Source organism: Xanthomonas sp. 3793, assembly GCF_024806835.1.
In the GTDB taxonomy this organism is placed as follows: domain Bacteria; phylum Pseudomonadota; class Gammaproteobacteria; order Xanthomonadales; family Xanthomonadaceae; genus Xanthomonas; species Xanthomonas arboricola_F.
This window is the reverse complement of the sequence record NZ_JANTYU010000004.1, coordinates 172,176-187,603: the sequence shown is the minus strand read 5'-3', so window position 1 is coordinate 187,603 and position 15,428 is coordinate 172,176. Positions and strand designations below refer to the sequence as shown.

Below are 15,428 nucleotides of genomic sequence, written 5' to 3'. Positions count from 1 at the left end.
AGTCGAGAATGTCGGTATGCATGGTGCAAGCAGTGCATGACGTGCATTGTTTGGATGACGCCGGGTCCGATCAGCTTCCTAACGCAAGCCGAGCAACAGGCAGGCTTTCAACGAAGCGACCTGCAGACTCTATGGTGCGGTGTCCTTACCGATTGCGGGACCGTGTGGCGGCATGGATGCCGCCACCGAGCCTCCACGGACGGATTCATGGCGTGTCCCGCGAGCGGTGAGGGCGCCGCGCCCTCGACTGACCAAGCTTTTGACCTGAGCTTCCGACTGCATAAAACATCGTTACGACTCGGAATCTTCATGGTCTTGCGTCTGGCGTCTTGGACAGCACGTGTCGAGGGCAACGCTGTCGTCTGCCAGCCACGCTACCGCGCAAACCCGGCCCGATATGCCTGCACTGCTGCGACCGGATCCGGCGCGGCGTACACGCCACTGACCACGGCAACCAACTCGGCACCTGCTGCAACCAACGCGGGCACCTGCGCCGCCGTGATGCCGCCAATCGCTACCCGTGGCACTCCCAACTCTCCAGCTTGCTGTAGCAACGCAGGCGTAGCACGACGCGTCGTCACTTTGGTCGTGGTCGGGAAAAACGCACCGAAGGCCACGTAGCTGGCACCTGCGGCAGTTGCGGCGCGGGCGCGATCGATCTCGTCGTAGCACGACACCCCGATGATCGCCTGCTCGCCCAGTAGCGCGCGTGCCGCCGGCACATCGCCATCGTCCTCGCCCAGATGCACGCCCTGCGCACCGACCTGCGCGGCCAGCTGCGCATCGTCGTTGATGATCAACGGCACCCCGTGCACTGCGCAGGCCTCCCGCAGCGCGCTTGCCTGGCGCAGCCGCAGGGCCGTGTCTGCCTGCTTGTTGCGGTATTGCAGCCAGGCGATCGCAGGCAGCAACGGTGCGGTGCGCAGCAGCAGGCGCTGCGTGTTGGGCTCATCGGGAGTGATCAGGTAAACGCCGCGGACGTTGAGGCGGTTGGGCATGACAGCGCTTCCGAAAGAGGTGGGTGGGATGGGACAATGCAGGCCCACCGTTGCGTGACCGCGATTATCCAATGAGCGACACATCCACCACCACCTACCGCACCTGGATGTGCGTGGTCTGCGGATTTCTCTACCACGAGGCCGACGGCATCCCCGAAGAAGGCATCGCCCCCGGCACCGCCTGGCAAGACGTGCCCGAGACCTGGACTTGCCCGGACTGCGGCGTGACCAAGGACGACTTCGAGATGGTGGAGATTGACTGAAGAGATGCCGGTCAGAGAATTTTATTGATCTTATCTCTGAAGAATAATGGAATTATCTTCTTGGCTAAGAATTTCATGTGGGGAGGTTGAAATACGAATTTTAGAAGAGTAGCTTGCGTGGGCAGCCAATAATGTCTGCCAGAACCATGATTGCTTTTCGGTTGGCCCTGTTCATGCGCAATTCTCCGAAATCATTTCAATACTAAAAGGATTTTTTATGTTGAAGGTATCGATGCGTGCGGCGATGTTTGCCTTGGCCTTTGCAGTGCCATTCGGGGCGATTGGTTCCACCACTGGCCAGCAGTCCCTGATTCAGGGCATGGGTGAGCGGTTGCCGGCTGGCAAGGCAAATCTAAGCCTGTCGCCGCTGTTTAAAGTGTATGTTTTCGAGAAGGCGGGTCTTAAATTCGTTCAGATTAACGCTCTTAACAACGATGTGTTAGCAGTGTTATCCCTTGTGCCAGGTGCAGCATCTCAACTGCCTATAGGAACCAGTGCACAGGGTGGTATGGCGCAATCGAACGGAATGCTGACAGCTCAGGCAAACTGTCCTTGTAGTGCGCAGGTGGTTTACAGTGACGCTAACTATAATATAGTGGTTATATATGGTGCGAATGGAGAGTATATAACCTCCTATCAGGTGCCAAGGTCTCCTCAGGGTAAACCCCAGTAGCGCCTTGAATGGTTTCCTGACAGCAACAGTCAGTGCGCCCGGGCGCGCTGACTGTTCAATTCCACCAGATGCTCGTGCAGGTTTGCAGCATCCTGGGCGCCGGGATTGAGCAGCAGATAACGCGACAGATCATGCCGGGCACCGTTGCGGTGGCCCAGGTGCAGATACGCCATGCCGCGGTCGCGCAGCGCTTCGGGCTGGTCGGGCACCAGCTTCAGGATGCGGTCGGCGCTGCGTGCGGCGCGGTCCCAATGCTCGGCATCGGCATAGACGCCGTGCAGATTGCGCAGGATGCGGATCAGGATCGCCCGGTGCGGAGCGGGGTCGAGGATCTGCGCCAGGGCGCGGTCGTCGGGAATTTCGCCGCCCAGGTGCGGACGCGCACGTTCGCGCAACTCGTCCACGCCCAGCGGGCGGCCGCCATTGAACGGGTCCATCACCAGCACGCCGTCGTCCACCGGCAGCCGGACCAGGAAATGGCCGGGAAACGACACCCCGGCCAGCGGGATGCCCAGGCGCCGGGCGACTTCGATCTGCACCATCGCCAGCGAGATCGGGTTGCCCAGCCGGCGCTCGAACACCTGGTTGAGATAGCTGTTGCGCGGGTCGTAGTACTCGTCGTGATTGCCCGAATAGCCCAGCTCGTCGAACAGGTAGCGATTGACCGCCGCCATCTTCAATGGCCACAGATCGATCGCATCCACCTCGCGGCGCAAGTGCTCGACGTGGCTCTGCACGAGCGTGTCGTACAACTCGGCGTCCAGCTGCGGATATTCGTCGCGCGCGATCAGCAGCGCGGTGGACATCAACGGCACCGCATCGTCGTCCAGGCTGGCGAGCGCGGTCCAATGGGGAAGTGGGAGCATGTCGACCATGCCGACAGAGTGTCGGCAAGCGGCGCGGGGTTCAAGTCCGGTACTTCCTGACAGGAGACACCGCATCGCTGTGAATCACTTCAGCTTGGGAATATCCGGGCTGAAAACAAGCTCGGTCCCGTCCTGCAGGTTGAGCTTGGCCGCCTGGCCGGCATTGAGCTCCAGCACATAGCGGGCCGGCGCCCTGCTGGGGTAGGGCGGGCAGGCATCGCCGGCCGAACACGGCGGCACGTCGCGCTGCTGGGACACCAGCCGGCGCTGGTTGTCGAAATACAGGATGTCCAGCGCGATCTTGGTGTTTTTCATCCAGTACGCCATCGGTTCCTGGCGGTCGTGGATGAACAGCATGCCGCGATCTTCGTCCATGGCATCGCGGAACATCAGCCCCTTGGTGCGGTCGGCAGCGTTCTGCGCCAGCTCCACCTGATAGCGCGTGCCGGCCAGTTCCACCCAGGAGCCGCTGCTGGCGCAGCCGCCGAGCAGGATCAGACATGCAAGAACGAGGAAGCGGACAGGGCGCATGCGGCATACCGGCGGGGCGAGGGATGGCGCACCTTCTGTCATGCACCGGCGCGCGTCAAGCCGGTGCATCGCTGCGCGCGCGTCTTGCGCAGGCGTCCAGGCCGAGTAGATGACTGATCTGCGGCCTGGCGGCTGTCCCTTGCCGCCGAGCGGCAAGGAACCTGCCCCAATCCACGTGTCTGCGGCATCCATGTCGCAGAATGTCCCGCGCCGCCAGCCGGCAGCGGTGAGTCGAGTCAGAGCACGCGCGGCGGTTCGCCGCCGACGATCACCACATCGGCCGGGCGGCGCGCGAACAAACCAACGCAGACCACGCCGGGGATCTGGTTCAAGCTGCGCTCCAGCGCCACCGGGTCGGTGATCTGCAGGTTGTGCACATCCAGCACCACGTTACCGTTGTCGGTGACCACGCCATCGCGCCATACCGGCTGGCCGCCGGTCAGCGCCAGGATCTGGCGGGCGACCAGGCTGCGCGCCATCGGAATCACTTCCACCGGCAGCGGAAACTTGCCCAGCACCGGTACCTGCTTGCTCGGGTCCACGATGCAGATGAAGCGCTCGCTGGCTTCGGCAATGATCTTTTCGCGCGTCAACGCTGCGCCGCCGCCCTTGATCAGGCAGCGGTTCGGGTCGCACTCGTCGGCGCCATCCACATACAGCGACAGGTTGCCGGTGTGGTTGAGATCCAGTACCTCGATGCCGTGCTGGCGCAGGCGTGCGGTGCTCTGTTCGGAACTGGACACCGCCCCCTTGATGCGATGGCCTATGCGACCCAGCGCATCGATGAAGTAGGCCACCGTCGACCCGGTGCCGACACCGACGATCATGCCGTCTTCCACGTAATCGATCGCCTTCTCGGCGGCCAGGCGTTTTGCTTCGGACATGGGTGAGAGCTCGGGATTAGTGATTGGGGATTGGCAGAGCAGGTCACGCGGGGCGGCGATGGGCGAATCCCCAATGCCGAATCCCCAATCACGGCTACTCCATCGCCAGCAACAATTTCCACTGCGCGGCGGTCACCGGCAGGATCGACAGCCGGTTGCCGCGGGCGATCAGCGGGAAGCCTTCGCCCAGCGCATCGGCGTGCTGCTTGATCTCGTCGAGCGAAATCGTGCGTTTGAGTTTGCGCTCGAAGGCCACGTCCACCAGCATCCAGCGCGGATCTTCGCGGTTGGCCTTGGGGTCGTGGTAATCGGATTTGGGATCGAACTGGGTGTCGTCCGGATAGGCCGCGCTGGCCACCCTGGCCAGACCGACAATGCCGGGCACCTTGCAGTTGGAGTGATAGAAAAACACGCCATCGCCGACCTGCATGCCATCGCGCATGAAGTTGCGTGCCTGATAGTTGCGCACGCCGTTCCACGGCTCGGTGCCGACACGCTCCAGATCATCGATGGAAAACGTGTCCGGCTCGGACTTCATCAACCAGTAGCGCTTGCGGGCAGTCATACAGAGCGGTTGTCGTCTTTCAGGAAGGTGGCGTGTTCGGTGCAGATGGCATCCACCGTCACGTCCCAGGATTCGGTCGGCAAGGCAGGCACCTGCTGCGCGGCGAAGCCGACGCCGACCAGCCAGGGCGGCGGCGCCTGGCGATGCCGGAACGCGAAGCTGCGATCATACCAGCCGCCCCCCATGCCCAGCCGCCGACACGCGGCGTCGAAGCCGGTGAGCGGCGTGACCACCAACGCCATCTCTTCAGCGGCAAGCGTATCGGCACGCTCCACGTCCGGCTCGGGAATGCCATAGCGATTGCTGGTCAGGCCCTGGCCCGGTCGCCATGGCGCAAAGCGCAACATGCTCCCGTCCAGCACCGGCAGGCAATAACGCACTCCGGCCGGCAGGCTCAGTTGCCAGCGATGCAACGCGATCTCGCCATCCATCGCCCAATATCCGGCCACCGCGCCGGTTTGCGGCGCAAACGGCAGCGCCAGCAAGCGCTCGGCCAGTGCATCGGCAGCGGCCAGACGCTGCGCGGCCGGCAGGCTGCGCCGCTGCGCGCGCAATTGCTGGCGTAACGCCTCTCGTTCCTCGGTCATCGGTGTCTCGCAGCGGTGAGGGAGGCATATTGTCGGTGGCGGGCGTCCACCTGCCTAGCAGTGCGGCCGGAGTGGCGCGCCGGTGGTCCACCGCGTCTTTGCGAGCTGCACTTTTCGGACGTGTCGCGACGGGGATTACTCTCATGGGATGTCGCGTCATTGCATGGCTGACCCGACGCCATACACATGCTCGCGCCATCGCACCTTCCCCTCCCCGCAGGAGTGCGCGCGCGCGATGGGTTCGACCGCAGCGTGCGGCAAGGCTCTGGCGTCGTCACTGGAAGAGCAGGTGGTGCGGATACGCCAACTGGCGTCAGGAGGGATCGCATAGAGGAACGGGGGGTGAGTTCAGGCGCGGCCACGACCAAATACACGATGCAGGGCGCATGCACCGCACTGGTACCGATTCGGTGGCGTTGGGCTCCGGTTCGTGTAGCTACGACGCCAGCACGGTGTCGGTGGGTGGTGGCCGCAGCGCTCCAGCGACGCATCGCAGCGTTGCGCTGCCAAGCGGCGTGCGCGTACGCCAACGCGTCTCTGCACGGGCGCAAATGGCGCGCTAACGCAGATCGCAACGCAGCACGTCGTGCCCACGCCCCAGCTGCAAGCGCTGGATGCGTAAAAAGACGAGGACCGGACGTACAAAAAAGAAACGACGCCCGAAGGCGCCGTTTCAGATTTGCATTCTCCGCCATGACGATGCGGGCGAAACGACCTTGAACCCGGGGTTCAAGTGGGGACGTTGTGAGGCCATCGGGCTTCCCGCTACAAGGCGGACTTGCACACCCGGCTTCGTCGCGCCCCCGTGGTCGTAATTAAGGGACAAGGCGAATGTTTTGCACGCTGTCGTTTACAGCAGAGAACGCAAGCGAATTATAGACCTCTGTTGCGCGATGGCTAGCCCATTCGTCGGCGCGCGCCCTGCAAAGTTCATCTTTGCGACGGCAGTGCGACGTACGCCTCAACGTGGCGTGTCGACAACGCTGTCCAGACGGCGATTCAAGGTGTCGAGCGTATTGGCCAGTTCGCGATCGTAGAGCGCCTGCTGATCGCGCAACTGCTGCAGCTCGTGCGCAAGATTGAGTGCGGCCAGCACGGCGACGCGATCGACTGCGGCCATCCGGTTGCTGCCGCGGATCTCACGCATGCGCAGATCCAGCAGCCGCGCTGCGGCGGTGAGGCTCTCGCGCTCGTCGGCAGTGACGCCAACCGTGTATTCACGATCCAGAATACGCACGCTGACCGGCTCGGTGGTGCTCACGTGTGCTGCTCCAGTGACTTCAACCGCACGATCATCGCTTCCACCCGCGAGCGCGCCTGCTCGTTCTTGGTCAGCAGCTGCGAACGTTCGCCGATCAGCTGCTCCTGTTGATGGCGCAGGCTGCGGTTTTCGTCGGTCAGCCGTTGAGTCCGCTCGACCAGCGCTTCCACGCGGGCGGCAAGTGCGCGGATCTGGGCGAGGGCGGCGGCGTTGTCCATGCGCTCACGATAGGGGCGCGCGCGCGCGGCGGTCAAGCGCCGAATGAGGGCCTGCTTGCGCGCCGTCAGGCCAAGCCCGCCAGGGCCTCGGTCCGGGTCGCGCCGGCCCGGAACAGCGTGCGTGGAACGCTGCATGGAACGTCGCGGTAGCGGCCGACGCGGGGTGCCTTGGTACAATGACAGGTCTGATCGCCCGCCCGCGCGGGTGCCTTCTGCCCCTAGCCTGGATGACTCGATGGATCTGCCTGACGTAACCGCTGTGCAAACTGAAAGTCGTCAGCTCGCGCTGGCGTCCTCTGCGGCGGAGTTGCATGGCGGATTATGCGGATGGCTGTCCGGCGGCGGCGCCGACAGCGGCGATTGGCTGGCGCGCATCCTGGCCGACGCCACGCAGGTCTCGCCCAAGCAGGGCGGCGCGCTGGATCGGCTGCGCCAGGCCACCGTGGCGCAGCTGGAAGATCGCGATTTCGCCTTCGAGCTGCTGCTGGTCGAAGACGGCGCCCCGCTGCCGGCGCGCACCGATGCCTTGTTCGACTGGTGCCGCGCGTTTCTGGGCGGCTTCGGGCTGGCCGCGCAGCAGCGCCCGGCGCTGAGCGAAGAGGGCGAGGAGGCGTTGCAGGATCTGGCGCGTCTGGCGCAGGCGTCCAGCGACGACTTCGATGCCGGCGAAGAAGACGACACCGCGCTGGCCGAGATCGAGGAATTCGTGCGCGTGGCGGTGCTGTTGCTGCATGGCGACTGCGTGATGGGGCCGCGGTTCCGTCAACGCCTGAACTGATCGGCTGCACCGCCATGAAAAAGCTCACCGGGATCGGCGCGGCCGAATACGCGCGCCGGCGCAAGCAGCTCATGCAGATGGCCGGCGAGCAGGCCATCCTGATCCTGCCGGCCGCGCCGGAACGCATCCGCAGCCACGACACCCATTACCCGTACCGGCAGGATTCGGACTTCTGGTATCTGAGCGGGTTTCCCGAGCCGGAAGCGGTGCTGGTGCTGGTGCCCGGCCGCAAGCATGGTGAGGCGATCCTGTTCTGCCGCGAGCGCGACGCCGAGCGCGAAGCCTGGGATGGCCCGCGCGAGGGCCAGGAAGGGGCGGTGGAACGCTATGGCATGGACGATGCGTACCCCATCGACGATGTGGACGAAATCCTGCCGGGCCTGCTGGAAGGCCGCAGCCGGGTCTATTACCACTTTGGACGCGATGTCGATTTCGATCTCAAGCTGATCGGCTGGCTCAAGCGGGTGCGCGAGCAGGTGCGTCATGGCGCGCAGCCGCCGCACGAATTCCTTGAGCTGGGACATCTGCTGCACGAGCAGCGGCTGTTCAAATCGCGCGACGAGATCGCGTTGATGCAGCAGGCCGCCGATATCAGCGTGCGCGCGCATCGTGCGGCGATGCGGCTGGCGCGTCCGGGCCTGTACGAATACGAGTTGCAGGCCGAGGTCGAGCGCGTGTTCCGCGCTGCCGATGCGTGGCCGGCGTACGGCAGCATCGTCGGCACCGGCAGCAACGCCTGCGTGCTGCATTACCGTGCCAACAACGCGCGCAGCCGCGACGGCGACCTGGTGCTGATCGATGCCGGTGCCGAATACCGCGGCTATGCGGCCGACATCACCCGTACCTTTCCGGTCAATGGCCGCTTCACACCCGCGCAGCGCGCGTTGCACGATCTGGTCGGCGCTGCGCAGGCGGCCGCGCTCGCACAGGCACGCCCGGGCGTGGCATACGAGGCCGGCCATCTGGCTGCGGTGGAAACCCTGACCGAGGGGCTGCTGCGCCTGGGCCTGCTCAAGGGCAAGCTGGAGCGCAACATCGCCGAGGAGCAGTACAAGCGCTTCTATCGGCACAAGACCGGGCATTGGCTGGGCCTGGACGTCCACGACGTCGGCGATTACCGGTTGGCCGGCGAATCGCGGCTGCTGGAGCCCGGGATGGTGTTCACCATCGAGCCGGGGCTCTATGTCTCGGCCGACGATACGAGCGTGGATGCCAGGTGGCGCGGCATCGGCATCCGCACCGAGGACGATGTGCTGATCACCGCCGATGGCCATCGCGTGCTCACCGATGCGCTTGCGCGCAGCGCCGACGAGATCGAAGCGGAGATGGCCGGCGTTCTCGTGTAATTGCTGACGGATCGATTGTCGGAAGTGCCAGTCTCCTTGCCGTCCGCACCGTCACCGAGGTGCAGGACGCTTGGCATGGCGATGCATGACCGCAAGCGGCAGGCTGGCCGGCGCAACCGCACCAGGACCTCAAGGTGCGCAATGCACAGTAGAGCCGCCAACAACTGGTGTGCAGCCGCCAGGCGGGCGCGGCCAGTGCCCTGTGCGGCATGTACCCCTCGTATGCATAGGTTCCGAGTGCGCCGCCCGCGCCTACCTGACCGCTGCTCGCTACGTGGTGCCAGCCGCCCTTGGTGATGCGCGCCAAGCGTGTGTCCAAGGCAGCGCGTGCGCGGCCGAGGTGGCCTTGCCAGGCGCGCCGCCAGCACGACCCGCCGGCGGGCTCATTGGCCCAGCTGCGGCGTCTGCGTGCGCTGTGGCTGTTGCAACGCCTCGCCATGTGCGGCGATCTGCCGCGCACGCTCGAATGACTGTTCTTCGGGCGTGGCCAGTGCCTGCTCGGTTTTCATGTGCGCGCGCACATGTGCCGGGTTGGCGGGGTCGCCCTGCACGACAAACACGTTTTCTCCGCCATGCACGCCGGTCTTGTTCGCTTCGCTCATCAGTACGTGATCCACGCGCGACAGCCCGCCTTCCTTGGCCAATGGCAGCAAGGCAGCGGTCAGTCGCGCGCTGGTCTGGTCTGGAGCGCGCCCGTGCGCGGCGTCGATCGCATGCACGCCGCGTTCGATCTGCTGATACATCGGGTGGTCCGGGTGCGAGGTCTGGCGTGGATCGTTCATGGCGATGCTCCGTGCTGTGCAATGCAAATCTTAAGGTGCGGCAAAGACCGGGCGGGTCAGGTTTTCCGGTGCGTCATCGGTGCACACCACCTCGTCTTCGATGCGGATGCCGCCGTAGGGCTTGAACTGCGCGACGCGCTGCCAGTCGACACTGGCGGCGTGGCCGTTCTTTTTGACCTCGTCCAGCAGCATGTCGATGAAGTACACGCCGGGCTCGATGGTCACCACCATGCCGGGTTCCAGGACGCGGGTCAGGCGCAGGTACGGGTGGCCCGCCGGGCGTTCGATGCGGCCGCCGCGGTCGCTGGCGGCGAAACCGGCCACATCGTGCACCTGCAAGCCGATCAGGTGGCCCAGGCCATGCGGGAAGAACGCAGCGCTGACGCCGGTGGCGAGTGCGGCTTCGGCCGACACGGTGAGGATGCCGAACTCCTTGAGGATGCCCATCAACGCCAGATGCGCGTCCACATGCAATTGCTTGTAATCCACCCCGGCATGCACGCTCTGGCCCATGCGCACCTGGGCGGCATCAATGGCGTCGATCAGCGCCTGAAATTCGCTGCCGGTGTCGGCGGCGTAGGTGCGGGTGATGTCGCTTGCATAACCGTCTGCCGACGCGCCGGCGTCGATCAGGAAGCTGCGCAGCGGTTGCGGGGCGTGCTGGCCCAGCTCGGTGTAGTGCAGCACCGCACCGTGTTCGTTGAGCGCGATGATGTTGCCGTACGGCAGCGCGGTGGCATCCTGGCCCACGGCCGCGCAGTAGGCCATGTGGATGCCGAATTCGCTCTGGCCAGCGCGAAACGCCGCTTCGGCCGCACGGTGTCCACGCACCGCCAGTTGCTGCGCGATACGCATCAGTGCCAGTTCGTACGGTGTCTTGACGGCGCGCTGGTAGTCCAGGTAATCGATCACCGGCTGCGGGTTGTTCGGCACGTAAGCGCCCAGGGCGCTGCGCGCCTCGCCGAGGATGGCGCAGCGCTCGCTGCGCGCGGGCAGCAGCTTCAAGGCCTCGTCCGGAGTACGGATGATGTGGATGTCGCAGTGCTCCACCCACCAGCCGCCGGGGGCGTCGGGCACCACATGCCAGTAGTCGAACGGTTGATAGAAGATCACCGTCGGGCGCTTGCCCGGGGTGTAGATCAGCCAGCTGTCGGGTGTGCGCGTCAGCGGCACCCAGCTCTTGAACTGCGGGTTGACCGCGTACGGGTAATCGCGGTCGTCGAATACCTGGTAATGCAGGCTGCCGCTGGGCACGACCAGGTGATCGAAGCCGCCGCGCTGCAGGGCCTGATCGGCGCGCGCGGTCAGCGTGCGCAGGTGGTCGGAATACAGGTGGCTCAAGGACGGCTGGGTCATGCGGGGACTCGATCGGCAATGCAAGGGCAATGCGCAATTTTGCCGCAATCCTGGCAGCGACGCTGTGCCTTGGAGCGGCCGATGACACGTGGCGAGCAGTCGTCAGCTGGGCGGGGACGGCGCGGAAGAACCGGGGTGGATGCGTGATACATGCCGCGCCGGGCATCGGCCGCGCCGCCAGGGGGCAGGCGCAGTGGGGTTGTTGGCCGCGCTTAGCCGACCATGTGTTCTTCGGCGATCCAGGCGCGCAGGCGCTGGCGATGCGGCTCGGACATGCTGAGGAAACGAAAGCCGGCCCAGGCCTGCCCCGGCGCATGCGCCGCTTCGGACCACAGCAGATGCACGCCGACATCGATTTCGGTGGCGCGGCCGATGCGTTCGGGCAGGCTGAAACGCAGCTGGTACAGCGCGTCGTCGTGCAACGGAACCGAGGCCAGCAGCAGCATGCCGGTTTCCGAGACGTTGCCGACCCGGCCGATCTGCGCTTCGCTGAGCATGTCGATCACCGGCACCAGGTCGCTGGGCTGGCGGCGCGGCGCGCGGCGGGTGTCCTGGATCATGCGGATGCCTCATCGGAGGAGTGGCCGGCCAGGCTGCGCAGCGTGCGCACGGTGGCGTGCCAGGCGCGATCGATCAGCCGCGACTTTTCTTCCACCAGCAAGCGCGCCTGGCCGCTGGCCATCAGCCGCGCCAGGCCATCGAGCGATTGCTCGCCCAGTTTTTGCCCGCGCTGATTGACGAACAATGCGTTGTCGGTCATCGGGCTGTACCAGGACAGACGTTGCCGGCGCAGATCGCCTTGTTGATTGATCACGAATTCGAACCAGGTGCCGAAGGGCAGGCTGCGCAGTTGCACGTAGCAGGCTTCCTCGTCAGGCGTCCGCGGCGTGGTGGCGGGCTTGCGCGTGGCGGCGTCGCCCTGGTCGCCCAGGCGTGCACGCGCCTTGAGTTTGGCGGTGAGTTCGGTGCGCGAGGTGAGCTCGTCGTCGCCACCGGGCGTGGACAGGCGCCGCGCGATCGCGGCCGCTTCATCGTGGTGATAGCCGACCTGCAGCAACGCCGTTTCGACATCGGTGCCCAGCGCGATGTCGGTCGGCAGTCCCTTGCTGCGGCAGGTGACCTCGGCGATGCGTGCGGTCAGCGCCTGGCGCTCGTCCCATTCGGGCGATTGCTCGCCCTGCCGCAGCAAGGTGAGCGTGAGCACGTCCGACCACGCCTGGCGCAGCAGCGATTGCACGAAGCGCGGCGGCGCGCTGTCCTGGCAGAGTTGCTCGATGCGCGCCTGCGCCTGCTGCTTGGCCGATTCCAGCCGTTCCTTGCCGCGTGCAGCATCCACATGCCGGCGCTCGGCCACCTCGGCCTTGCGCGCCAGGTTGCGCAGATGCGTCTGGATGTCGTCGTTGGCGGCGGCGAACACCGCCTCGTCGCCCTGGTAGTCGTGGACGATCCGGTCGACCGCGTTGCCCAGCTTGTGCAGCAGCTGTGGGTCGACATCGTCCTCGCCCAGCCAGACCGCGCCGGACTCGGCCACGGTGTTGAGCAACTCGCGCACCGGGTGCTGGTCGCGCACGAAAAAATGCGTGTCGGCCAAGGCGGCGCGCACCACCGGCACCTGCAGCTTGGCGAGCAGGGCCTGAGCAGGCGTGTGCTCGCGTACTTCGCGCTGCATCTGCGCGTAGAGCAGGCCGAGCAGATCGAAGGTGTCGTTGTCCTGCGGCGATAGCGCGGCCTGTGCACCGTGCTCGGCGCGCAACAGCTCCAATACCTGACGCTGCACCGCATCGATACCGGCGGCCTGCGGCGTTGCAGCGGCCTGTGCGCTCAGTGCGCCCTGCAGGCTGGCCAACGCCTGGCCGAGCGCTGCCTTTGGCACGCTGACCGGCGCCGGGCCAGCGGGGTGCGCATGCGCTTGCGCCGCCGCAGCCTGCGCAAGGCTGCCCGGCGCGCCGCCCTGCTGGACATGAGCGCCGCCCGCCGCCTGCGACTGGCGGGCCGAGGACATCAAGCCGCCCAGCGCGTGGGCCACATCGTCCAGTGCGGGTGAGGCCGCTTGCGCGGTTGCCGATGCGATCGGCGCAACCGCGGAAGTGCCGTGCGCATCGAGCAGCGCGCTCTGCCATGCGGTTGGCGCGGAGTGGCCGGCCCAGGCGGTGGCCGGGCGCGGACTGCGTTGCGCGCCTTGTGTGCCGGAGGGGGCGGCTTGCCTGGGTGCAGCTGCGCTGCCCGGCAGGGTGCGACGTGTCTGCACCTGCGTGGGTTTGACCAGATACGGGTGGTAGATCAGCCCGGGCAGGATGCCTTCCTGGGCCAGCGTGCCGTTGGCGCGTTCGTACATATCGCCGAGGCGATCCATCACCTGGTGCTCGAACACCTTGTACAGCGCCAGCTGGCCATCCAGATTGAGGCCCAGGGTCTGGCCGCACTCGCGCACGATCCGGCACAGCGCGTAGGGACCAAGCGGCAACGCATCCAGCTCGAACTCCGGCACCGCGCCGATCACCGCCAGCCGCTGCGCCAGCAACTGCAGCGCATCGGCCCGGCGCGAGGTTTCGCGCCGGGCGATGTCGCTGAGCACGATATCGCGGTCGATATCGGTGTCTTCCACCAGGGTCAGCATCTGCGGCTGAGCGGTCGTTTCGGCGGGCGGTGCCAGGCTGGGACGATCGCGCAGCGTTGCCAGATCCTGCGCCAGGTGCTGCAGGAACAGGTGCGGGAACTGGTCGATATGATCGCGCAGCCCGCGCATCTGCGCATAGGTGTCGGCCTGGATCTGGCTGTTGCGCGCATGTTCGGCCTGATGCAGCAGCGCGCGTTCCAGCTCGACGATGGTCAACCGCAGCGGGCCACCAAGCGCCTGCACGCAGTGTGCATGCAGCATGTCGAGCAGGCGCCGGCCACGCGCGGACACGGGCGCCTCGGCGATCGGGCCGCTGCGTGTGGGCTGCAGGGAAGAAACGGGCGTGGACATCCGGGAGGGCGGGCTCGATGCGAAGCGTGAGCTATGTAGCATGTTTTCCCACCGGCCAGCGACCCTGTGGGCGCTGGCGCTCGACGCGTGGATGTCGTGCACGTGTGCGTCGACAGCTGAGTGCGCCGACGCCAGACCTCGCCAGTGGTCGCGTCAGCGTGTGGTCGACAGCGCCCGCAGGGCGGTGTGCGGTCAGCTCAGGAACAGCTCGACCACATCGTTGGTAAAGCGGCGGCCCAGCTCGGTGGGTACCACGCGCCCGTGCTGCTCGATCAGCCAGCCCTGCGCCACGGCACGCGCCACCGGCGCAGCGATGGCTGCGGCAGCCAGGCCGGTCGATGCCTCGAAATCGCCCAGGCGAAAGCCTTCGTGCAGCCGCAGCAGATTGAGCATGTACTCGAACGGCAAGCGCTGCTGCGGCACGATGTCATCGCCGCCGATGGATGCGGCAGTGCCGGCACTGGCCAGATAGCTTTGCGGATGCTTGTGCTTCCAGCGACGCAGCACGTGTTGCTGCGCACCGGAACTGATCTTGCCGTGCGCACCGGCACCGATGCCCAGGTAATCGCCGAAGCGCCAGTAGTTGAGGTTGTGCGCGCATTGCCGCCCGGGCCTGGCGTACGCGCTGACCTCGTACTGCGCGTAGCCGGCGTCGGCGAGCATCGCTTGGCAATGTTCCTGGATATCCCAGGCCGCGTCGTCGTCGGGAATGCCGGTGGGCGGCCGCGCGAAGAACACCGTGTTCGGCTCCAGCGTGAGCTGGTAATGCGACATGTGGGTGGGCTGCAGCGCGAAGGCGCGTTCAAGATCGTGCTCGGCCTGCAGCAGCGTCTGCTCGGGTAGCGCATACATCAGGTCGATATTGAAATTGTCGTAGCCGGCGTCCTGCGCCAGCTTGATCGCACGCTCGGCGTCGGCGCTGTCGTGGATGCGGCCCAGCCGCTGCAACGCCACATCGTCGAAGGTCTGTACCCCGAAGCTCAGGCGGTTCACGCCGGCCGCACGGTAGTGCTCGAAGCGGCCATGTTCAGCGGTGCCTGGATTGGTTTCCAGGGTGATTTCCAGGTTTGGCGCAAACCGCAGCCGCGCGGCGGCGGCCTGCAGAAAGCGGTCGATCGCCTCGGCCGGAAACAGGCTGGGCGTACCGCCGCCGAAGAACACCGAATGCACCACACGCCCCCACACCAGCGGCAGGTCCGCATCCAGGTCGCGGATCAATGCATCCACATACTCCTCGAACGGCAGCAGGCCCTTGGCCGCATGCGAGTTGAAATCGCAGTACGGGCATTTGCGCACGCACCAGGGCAGGTGCACGTACAGCGAGAGCGGGGGCGGGATCAGGTCGGGCACTG

Annotated in this window: 17 protein-coding genes and 3 other RNA genes; 5 read left to right on the top strand and 15 right to left on the bottom strand. The window is 65.8% G+C overall.

Annotation, left to right across the window (positions count from 1 at the left end):
• Positions 1-374: 374 nt before the first annotated feature.
• Entirely contained in the window at positions 375-998 is a 624-nt protein-coding gene (gene thiE / locus FHY18_RS14380; RefSeq protein WP_259156309.1) for a thiamine phosphate synthase, read from the bottom strand.
• A gap of 23 nt (positions 999-1,021) precedes the next feature.
• Here thiE and FHY18_RS14375 point away from each other — a divergent pair, with 23 nt between their 5' ends.
• Complete coding sequence (locus tag FHY18_RS14375) at positions 1,022-1,261, top strand: rubredoxin (RefSeq protein ID WP_259156307.1); 240 nt, start codon at positions 1,022-1,024, stop codon at positions 1,259-1,261.
• Between the two features lie 217 nt (positions 1,262-1,478).
• Positions 1,479-1,934: a hypothetical protein gene (locus FHY18_RS14370; protein ID WP_259156305.1), complete on the top strand. Its 456-nt coding sequence runs from the start codon at positions 1,479-1,481 to the stop codon at positions 1,932-1,934.
• Between the two features lie 29 nt (positions 1,935-1,963).
• Here the strand turns inward: FHY18_RS14370 and FHY18_RS14365 are convergent, their stop codons facing one another.
• From FHY18_RS14365 to FHY18_RS14330, 8 genes are all read right to left on the bottom strand, one after another.
• Positions 1,964-2,809, bottom strand: a complete 846-nt coding sequence (locus tag FHY18_RS14365; protein WP_259156303.1) for a SirB1 family protein — start codon at positions 2,807-2,809, stop codon at positions 1,964-1,966.
• A gap of 75 nt (positions 2,810-2,884) precedes the next feature.
• Entirely contained in the window at positions 2,885-3,331 is a 447-nt protein-coding gene (locus FHY18_RS14360; RefSeq protein WP_259156302.1) for a DUF192 domain-containing protein, read from the bottom strand.
• A gap of 236 nt (positions 3,332-3,567) precedes the next feature.
• Entirely contained in the window at positions 3,568-4,215 is a 648-nt protein-coding gene (rpiA, locus tag FHY18_RS14355) for a ribose-5-phosphate isomerase RpiA (RefSeq protein WP_064510477.1), read from the bottom strand.
• A 94-nt stretch (positions 4,216-4,309) separates the two neighbouring features.
• Positions 4,310-4,780, bottom strand: coding sequence for an EVE domain-containing protein (locus FHY18_RS14350; RefSeq protein ID WP_259156297.1), 471 nt, complete (start codon positions 4,778-4,780; stop codon positions 4,310-4,312).
• Positions 4,777-5,367, bottom strand: a complete 591-nt coding sequence (locus FHY18_RS14345) for a 5-formyltetrahydrofolate cyclo-ligase (protein WP_259156295.1) — start codon at positions 5,365-5,367, stop codon at positions 4,777-4,779. Before FHY18_RS14345 ends, FHY18_RS14350 begins: the two co-directional genes overlap by 4 nt.
• A gap of 681 nt (positions 5,368-6,048) precedes the next feature.
• Positions 6,049-6,232, bottom strand: a non-coding RNA gene (ssrS, locus tag FHY18_RS14340) — 6S RNA.
• A 96-nt stretch (positions 6,233-6,328) separates the two neighbouring features.
• Positions 6,329-6,628 (bottom strand): cell division protein ZapA, encoded by a 300-nt coding sequence (locus FHY18_RS14335; RefSeq protein ID WP_259156292.1) that lies wholly within the window; start codon positions 6,626-6,628, stop codon positions 6,329-6,331.
• Positions 6,625-6,846 carry a TIGR02449 family protein gene (locus FHY18_RS14330; RefSeq protein ID WP_039410450.1) on the bottom strand — a complete coding sequence of 74 codons (222 nt, stop codon included), beginning with the start codon at positions 6,844-6,846 and terminating at the stop codon, positions 6,625-6,627. The genes FHY18_RS14335 and FHY18_RS14330 overlap by 4 nt, the downstream gene beginning before the upstream one ends.
• A 235-nt stretch (positions 6,847-7,081) precedes the next feature.
• Between FHY18_RS14330 and FHY18_RS14325 the strand changes: the two genes are divergently transcribed.
• The 3 genes from FHY18_RS14325 (at position 7,082) to FHY18_RS14315 (ending at position 9,256) form a co-directional block, all read left to right on the top strand.
• Positions 7,082-7,624 carry a YecA family protein gene (locus tag FHY18_RS14325; RefSeq protein ID WP_259156286.1) on the top strand — a complete coding sequence of 181 codons (543 nt, stop codon included), beginning with the start codon at positions 7,082-7,084 and terminating at the stop codon, positions 7,622-7,624.
• A gap of 14 nt (positions 7,625-7,638) precedes the next feature.
• The gene (gene pepP / locus FHY18_RS14320; protein WP_259156284.1) at positions 7,639-8,970 is read left to right on the top strand and encodes a Xaa-Pro aminopeptidase; all 1,332 of its coding nucleotides are present in this window, start codon (positions 7,639-7,641) and stop codon (positions 8,968-8,970) included.
• Positions 8,971-9,179: 209 nt separating this feature from the next.
• A non-coding RNA gene (locus tag FHY18_RS14315) (sX9 sRNA) lies at positions 9,180-9,256 on the top strand.
• 97 nt (positions 9,257-9,353) lie between these two features.
• On the opposite strand, the gene FHY18_RS14310 is transcribed toward FHY18_RS14315, so the two are convergent.
• The 6 genes from FHY18_RS14310 to hemW form a co-directional block, all read right to left on the bottom strand.
• Complete coding sequence (locus FHY18_RS14310; RefSeq protein WP_259156282.1) at positions 9,354-9,752, bottom strand: XVIPCD domain-containing protein; 399 nt, start codon at positions 9,750-9,752, stop codon at positions 9,354-9,356.
• 30 nt (positions 9,753-9,782) lie between these two features.
• Positions 9,783-11,108 carry a Xaa-Pro dipeptidase gene (pepQ, locus tag FHY18_RS14305; protein WP_259156280.1) on the bottom strand — a complete coding sequence of 442 codons (1,326 nt, stop codon included), beginning with the start codon at positions 11,106-11,108 and terminating at the stop codon, positions 9,783-9,785.
• Positions 11,109-11,184: 76 nt separating this feature from the next.
• Positions 11,185-11,260: non-coding RNA, sX9 sRNA (locus FHY18_RS14300), on the bottom strand.
• Positions 11,261-11,320: 60 nt separating this feature from the next.
• On the bottom strand, positions 11,321-11,668 hold the full coding sequence (locus FHY18_RS14295) for a PilZ domain-containing protein (RefSeq protein WP_259156279.1): 348 nt from the start codon (positions 11,666-11,668) through the stop codon (positions 11,321-11,323).
• On the bottom strand, positions 11,665-14,076 hold the full coding sequence (locus FHY18_RS14290; RefSeq protein ID WP_259156277.1) for a DUF1631 domain-containing protein: 2,412 nt from the start codon (positions 14,074-14,076) through the stop codon (positions 11,665-11,667). The genes FHY18_RS14295 and FHY18_RS14290 overlap by 4 nt, the downstream gene beginning before the upstream one ends.
• Positions 14,077-14,268: 192 nt before the next feature.
• A complete protein-coding gene (hemW, locus tag FHY18_RS14285) occupies positions 14,269-15,426 on the bottom strand; it encodes a radical SAM family heme chaperone HemW (protein WP_259156276.1) in 1,158 nt (385 codons plus the stop codon).
• Between the last annotated feature and the right edge of the window lie 2 nt (positions 15,427-15,428).

Excerpts from the sequence above, each read along its gene's own strand:
- FHY18_RS14295 (WP_259156279.1), bottom strand. The coding sequence starts at position 11,668 with ATGATCCAGGACACCCGCCGCGCGCCGCGCCGCCAGCCCAGCGACCTG.
- pepP (WP_259156284.1), top strand. The coding sequence starts at position 7,639 with ATGAAAAAGCTCACCGGGATCGGCGCGGCCGAATACGCGCGCCGGCGC.
- pepQ (WP_259156280.1), bottom strand. The coding sequence starts at position 11,108 with ATGACCCAGCCGTCCTTGAGCCACCTGTATTCCGACCACCTGCGCACG.
- FHY18_RS14310 (WP_259156282.1), bottom strand. The coding sequence starts at position 9,752 with ATGAACGATCCACGCCAGACCTCGCACCCGGACCACCCGATGTATCAG.
- FHY18_RS14350 (WP_259156297.1), bottom strand. The coding sequence starts at position 4,780 with ATGACTGCCCGCAAGCGCTACTGGTTGATGAAGTCCGAGCCGGACACG.
- rpiA (WP_064510477.1), bottom strand. The coding sequence starts at position 4,215 with ATGTCCGAAGCAAAACGCCTGGCCGCCGAGAAGGCGATCGATTACGTG.
- thiE (WP_259156309.1), bottom strand. The coding sequence starts at position 998 with ATGCCCAACCGCCTCAACGTCCGCGGCGTTTACCTGATCACTCCCGAT.
- FHY18_RS14345 (WP_259156295.1), bottom strand. The coding sequence starts at position 5,367 with ATGACCGAGGAACGAGAGGCGTTACGCCAGCAATTGCGCGCGCAGCGG.
- FHY18_RS14325 (WP_259156286.1), top strand. The coding sequence starts at position 7,082 with ATGGATCTGCCTGACGTAACCGCTGTGCAAACTGAAAGTCGTCAGCTC.
- FHY18_RS14370 (WP_259156305.1), top strand. The coding sequence starts at position 1,479 with ATGTTGAAGGTATCGATGCGTGCGGCGATGTTTGCCTTGGCCTTTGCA.
- FHY18_RS14360 (WP_259156302.1), bottom strand. The coding sequence starts at position 3,331 with ATGCGCCCTGTCCGCTTCCTCGTTCTTGCATGTCTGATCCTGCTCGGC.
- FHY18_RS14330 (WP_039410450.1), bottom strand. The coding sequence starts at position 6,846 with ATGGACAACGCCGCCGCCCTCGCCCAGATCCGCGCACTTGCCGCCCGC.
- FHY18_RS14365 (WP_259156303.1), bottom strand. The coding sequence starts at position 2,809 with ATGGTCGACATGCTCCCACTTCCCCATTGGACCGCGCTCGCCAGCCTG.
- FHY18_RS14290 (WP_259156277.1), bottom strand. The coding sequence starts at position 14,076 with ATGTCCACGCCCGTTTCTTCCCTGCAGCCCACACGCAGCGGCCCGATC.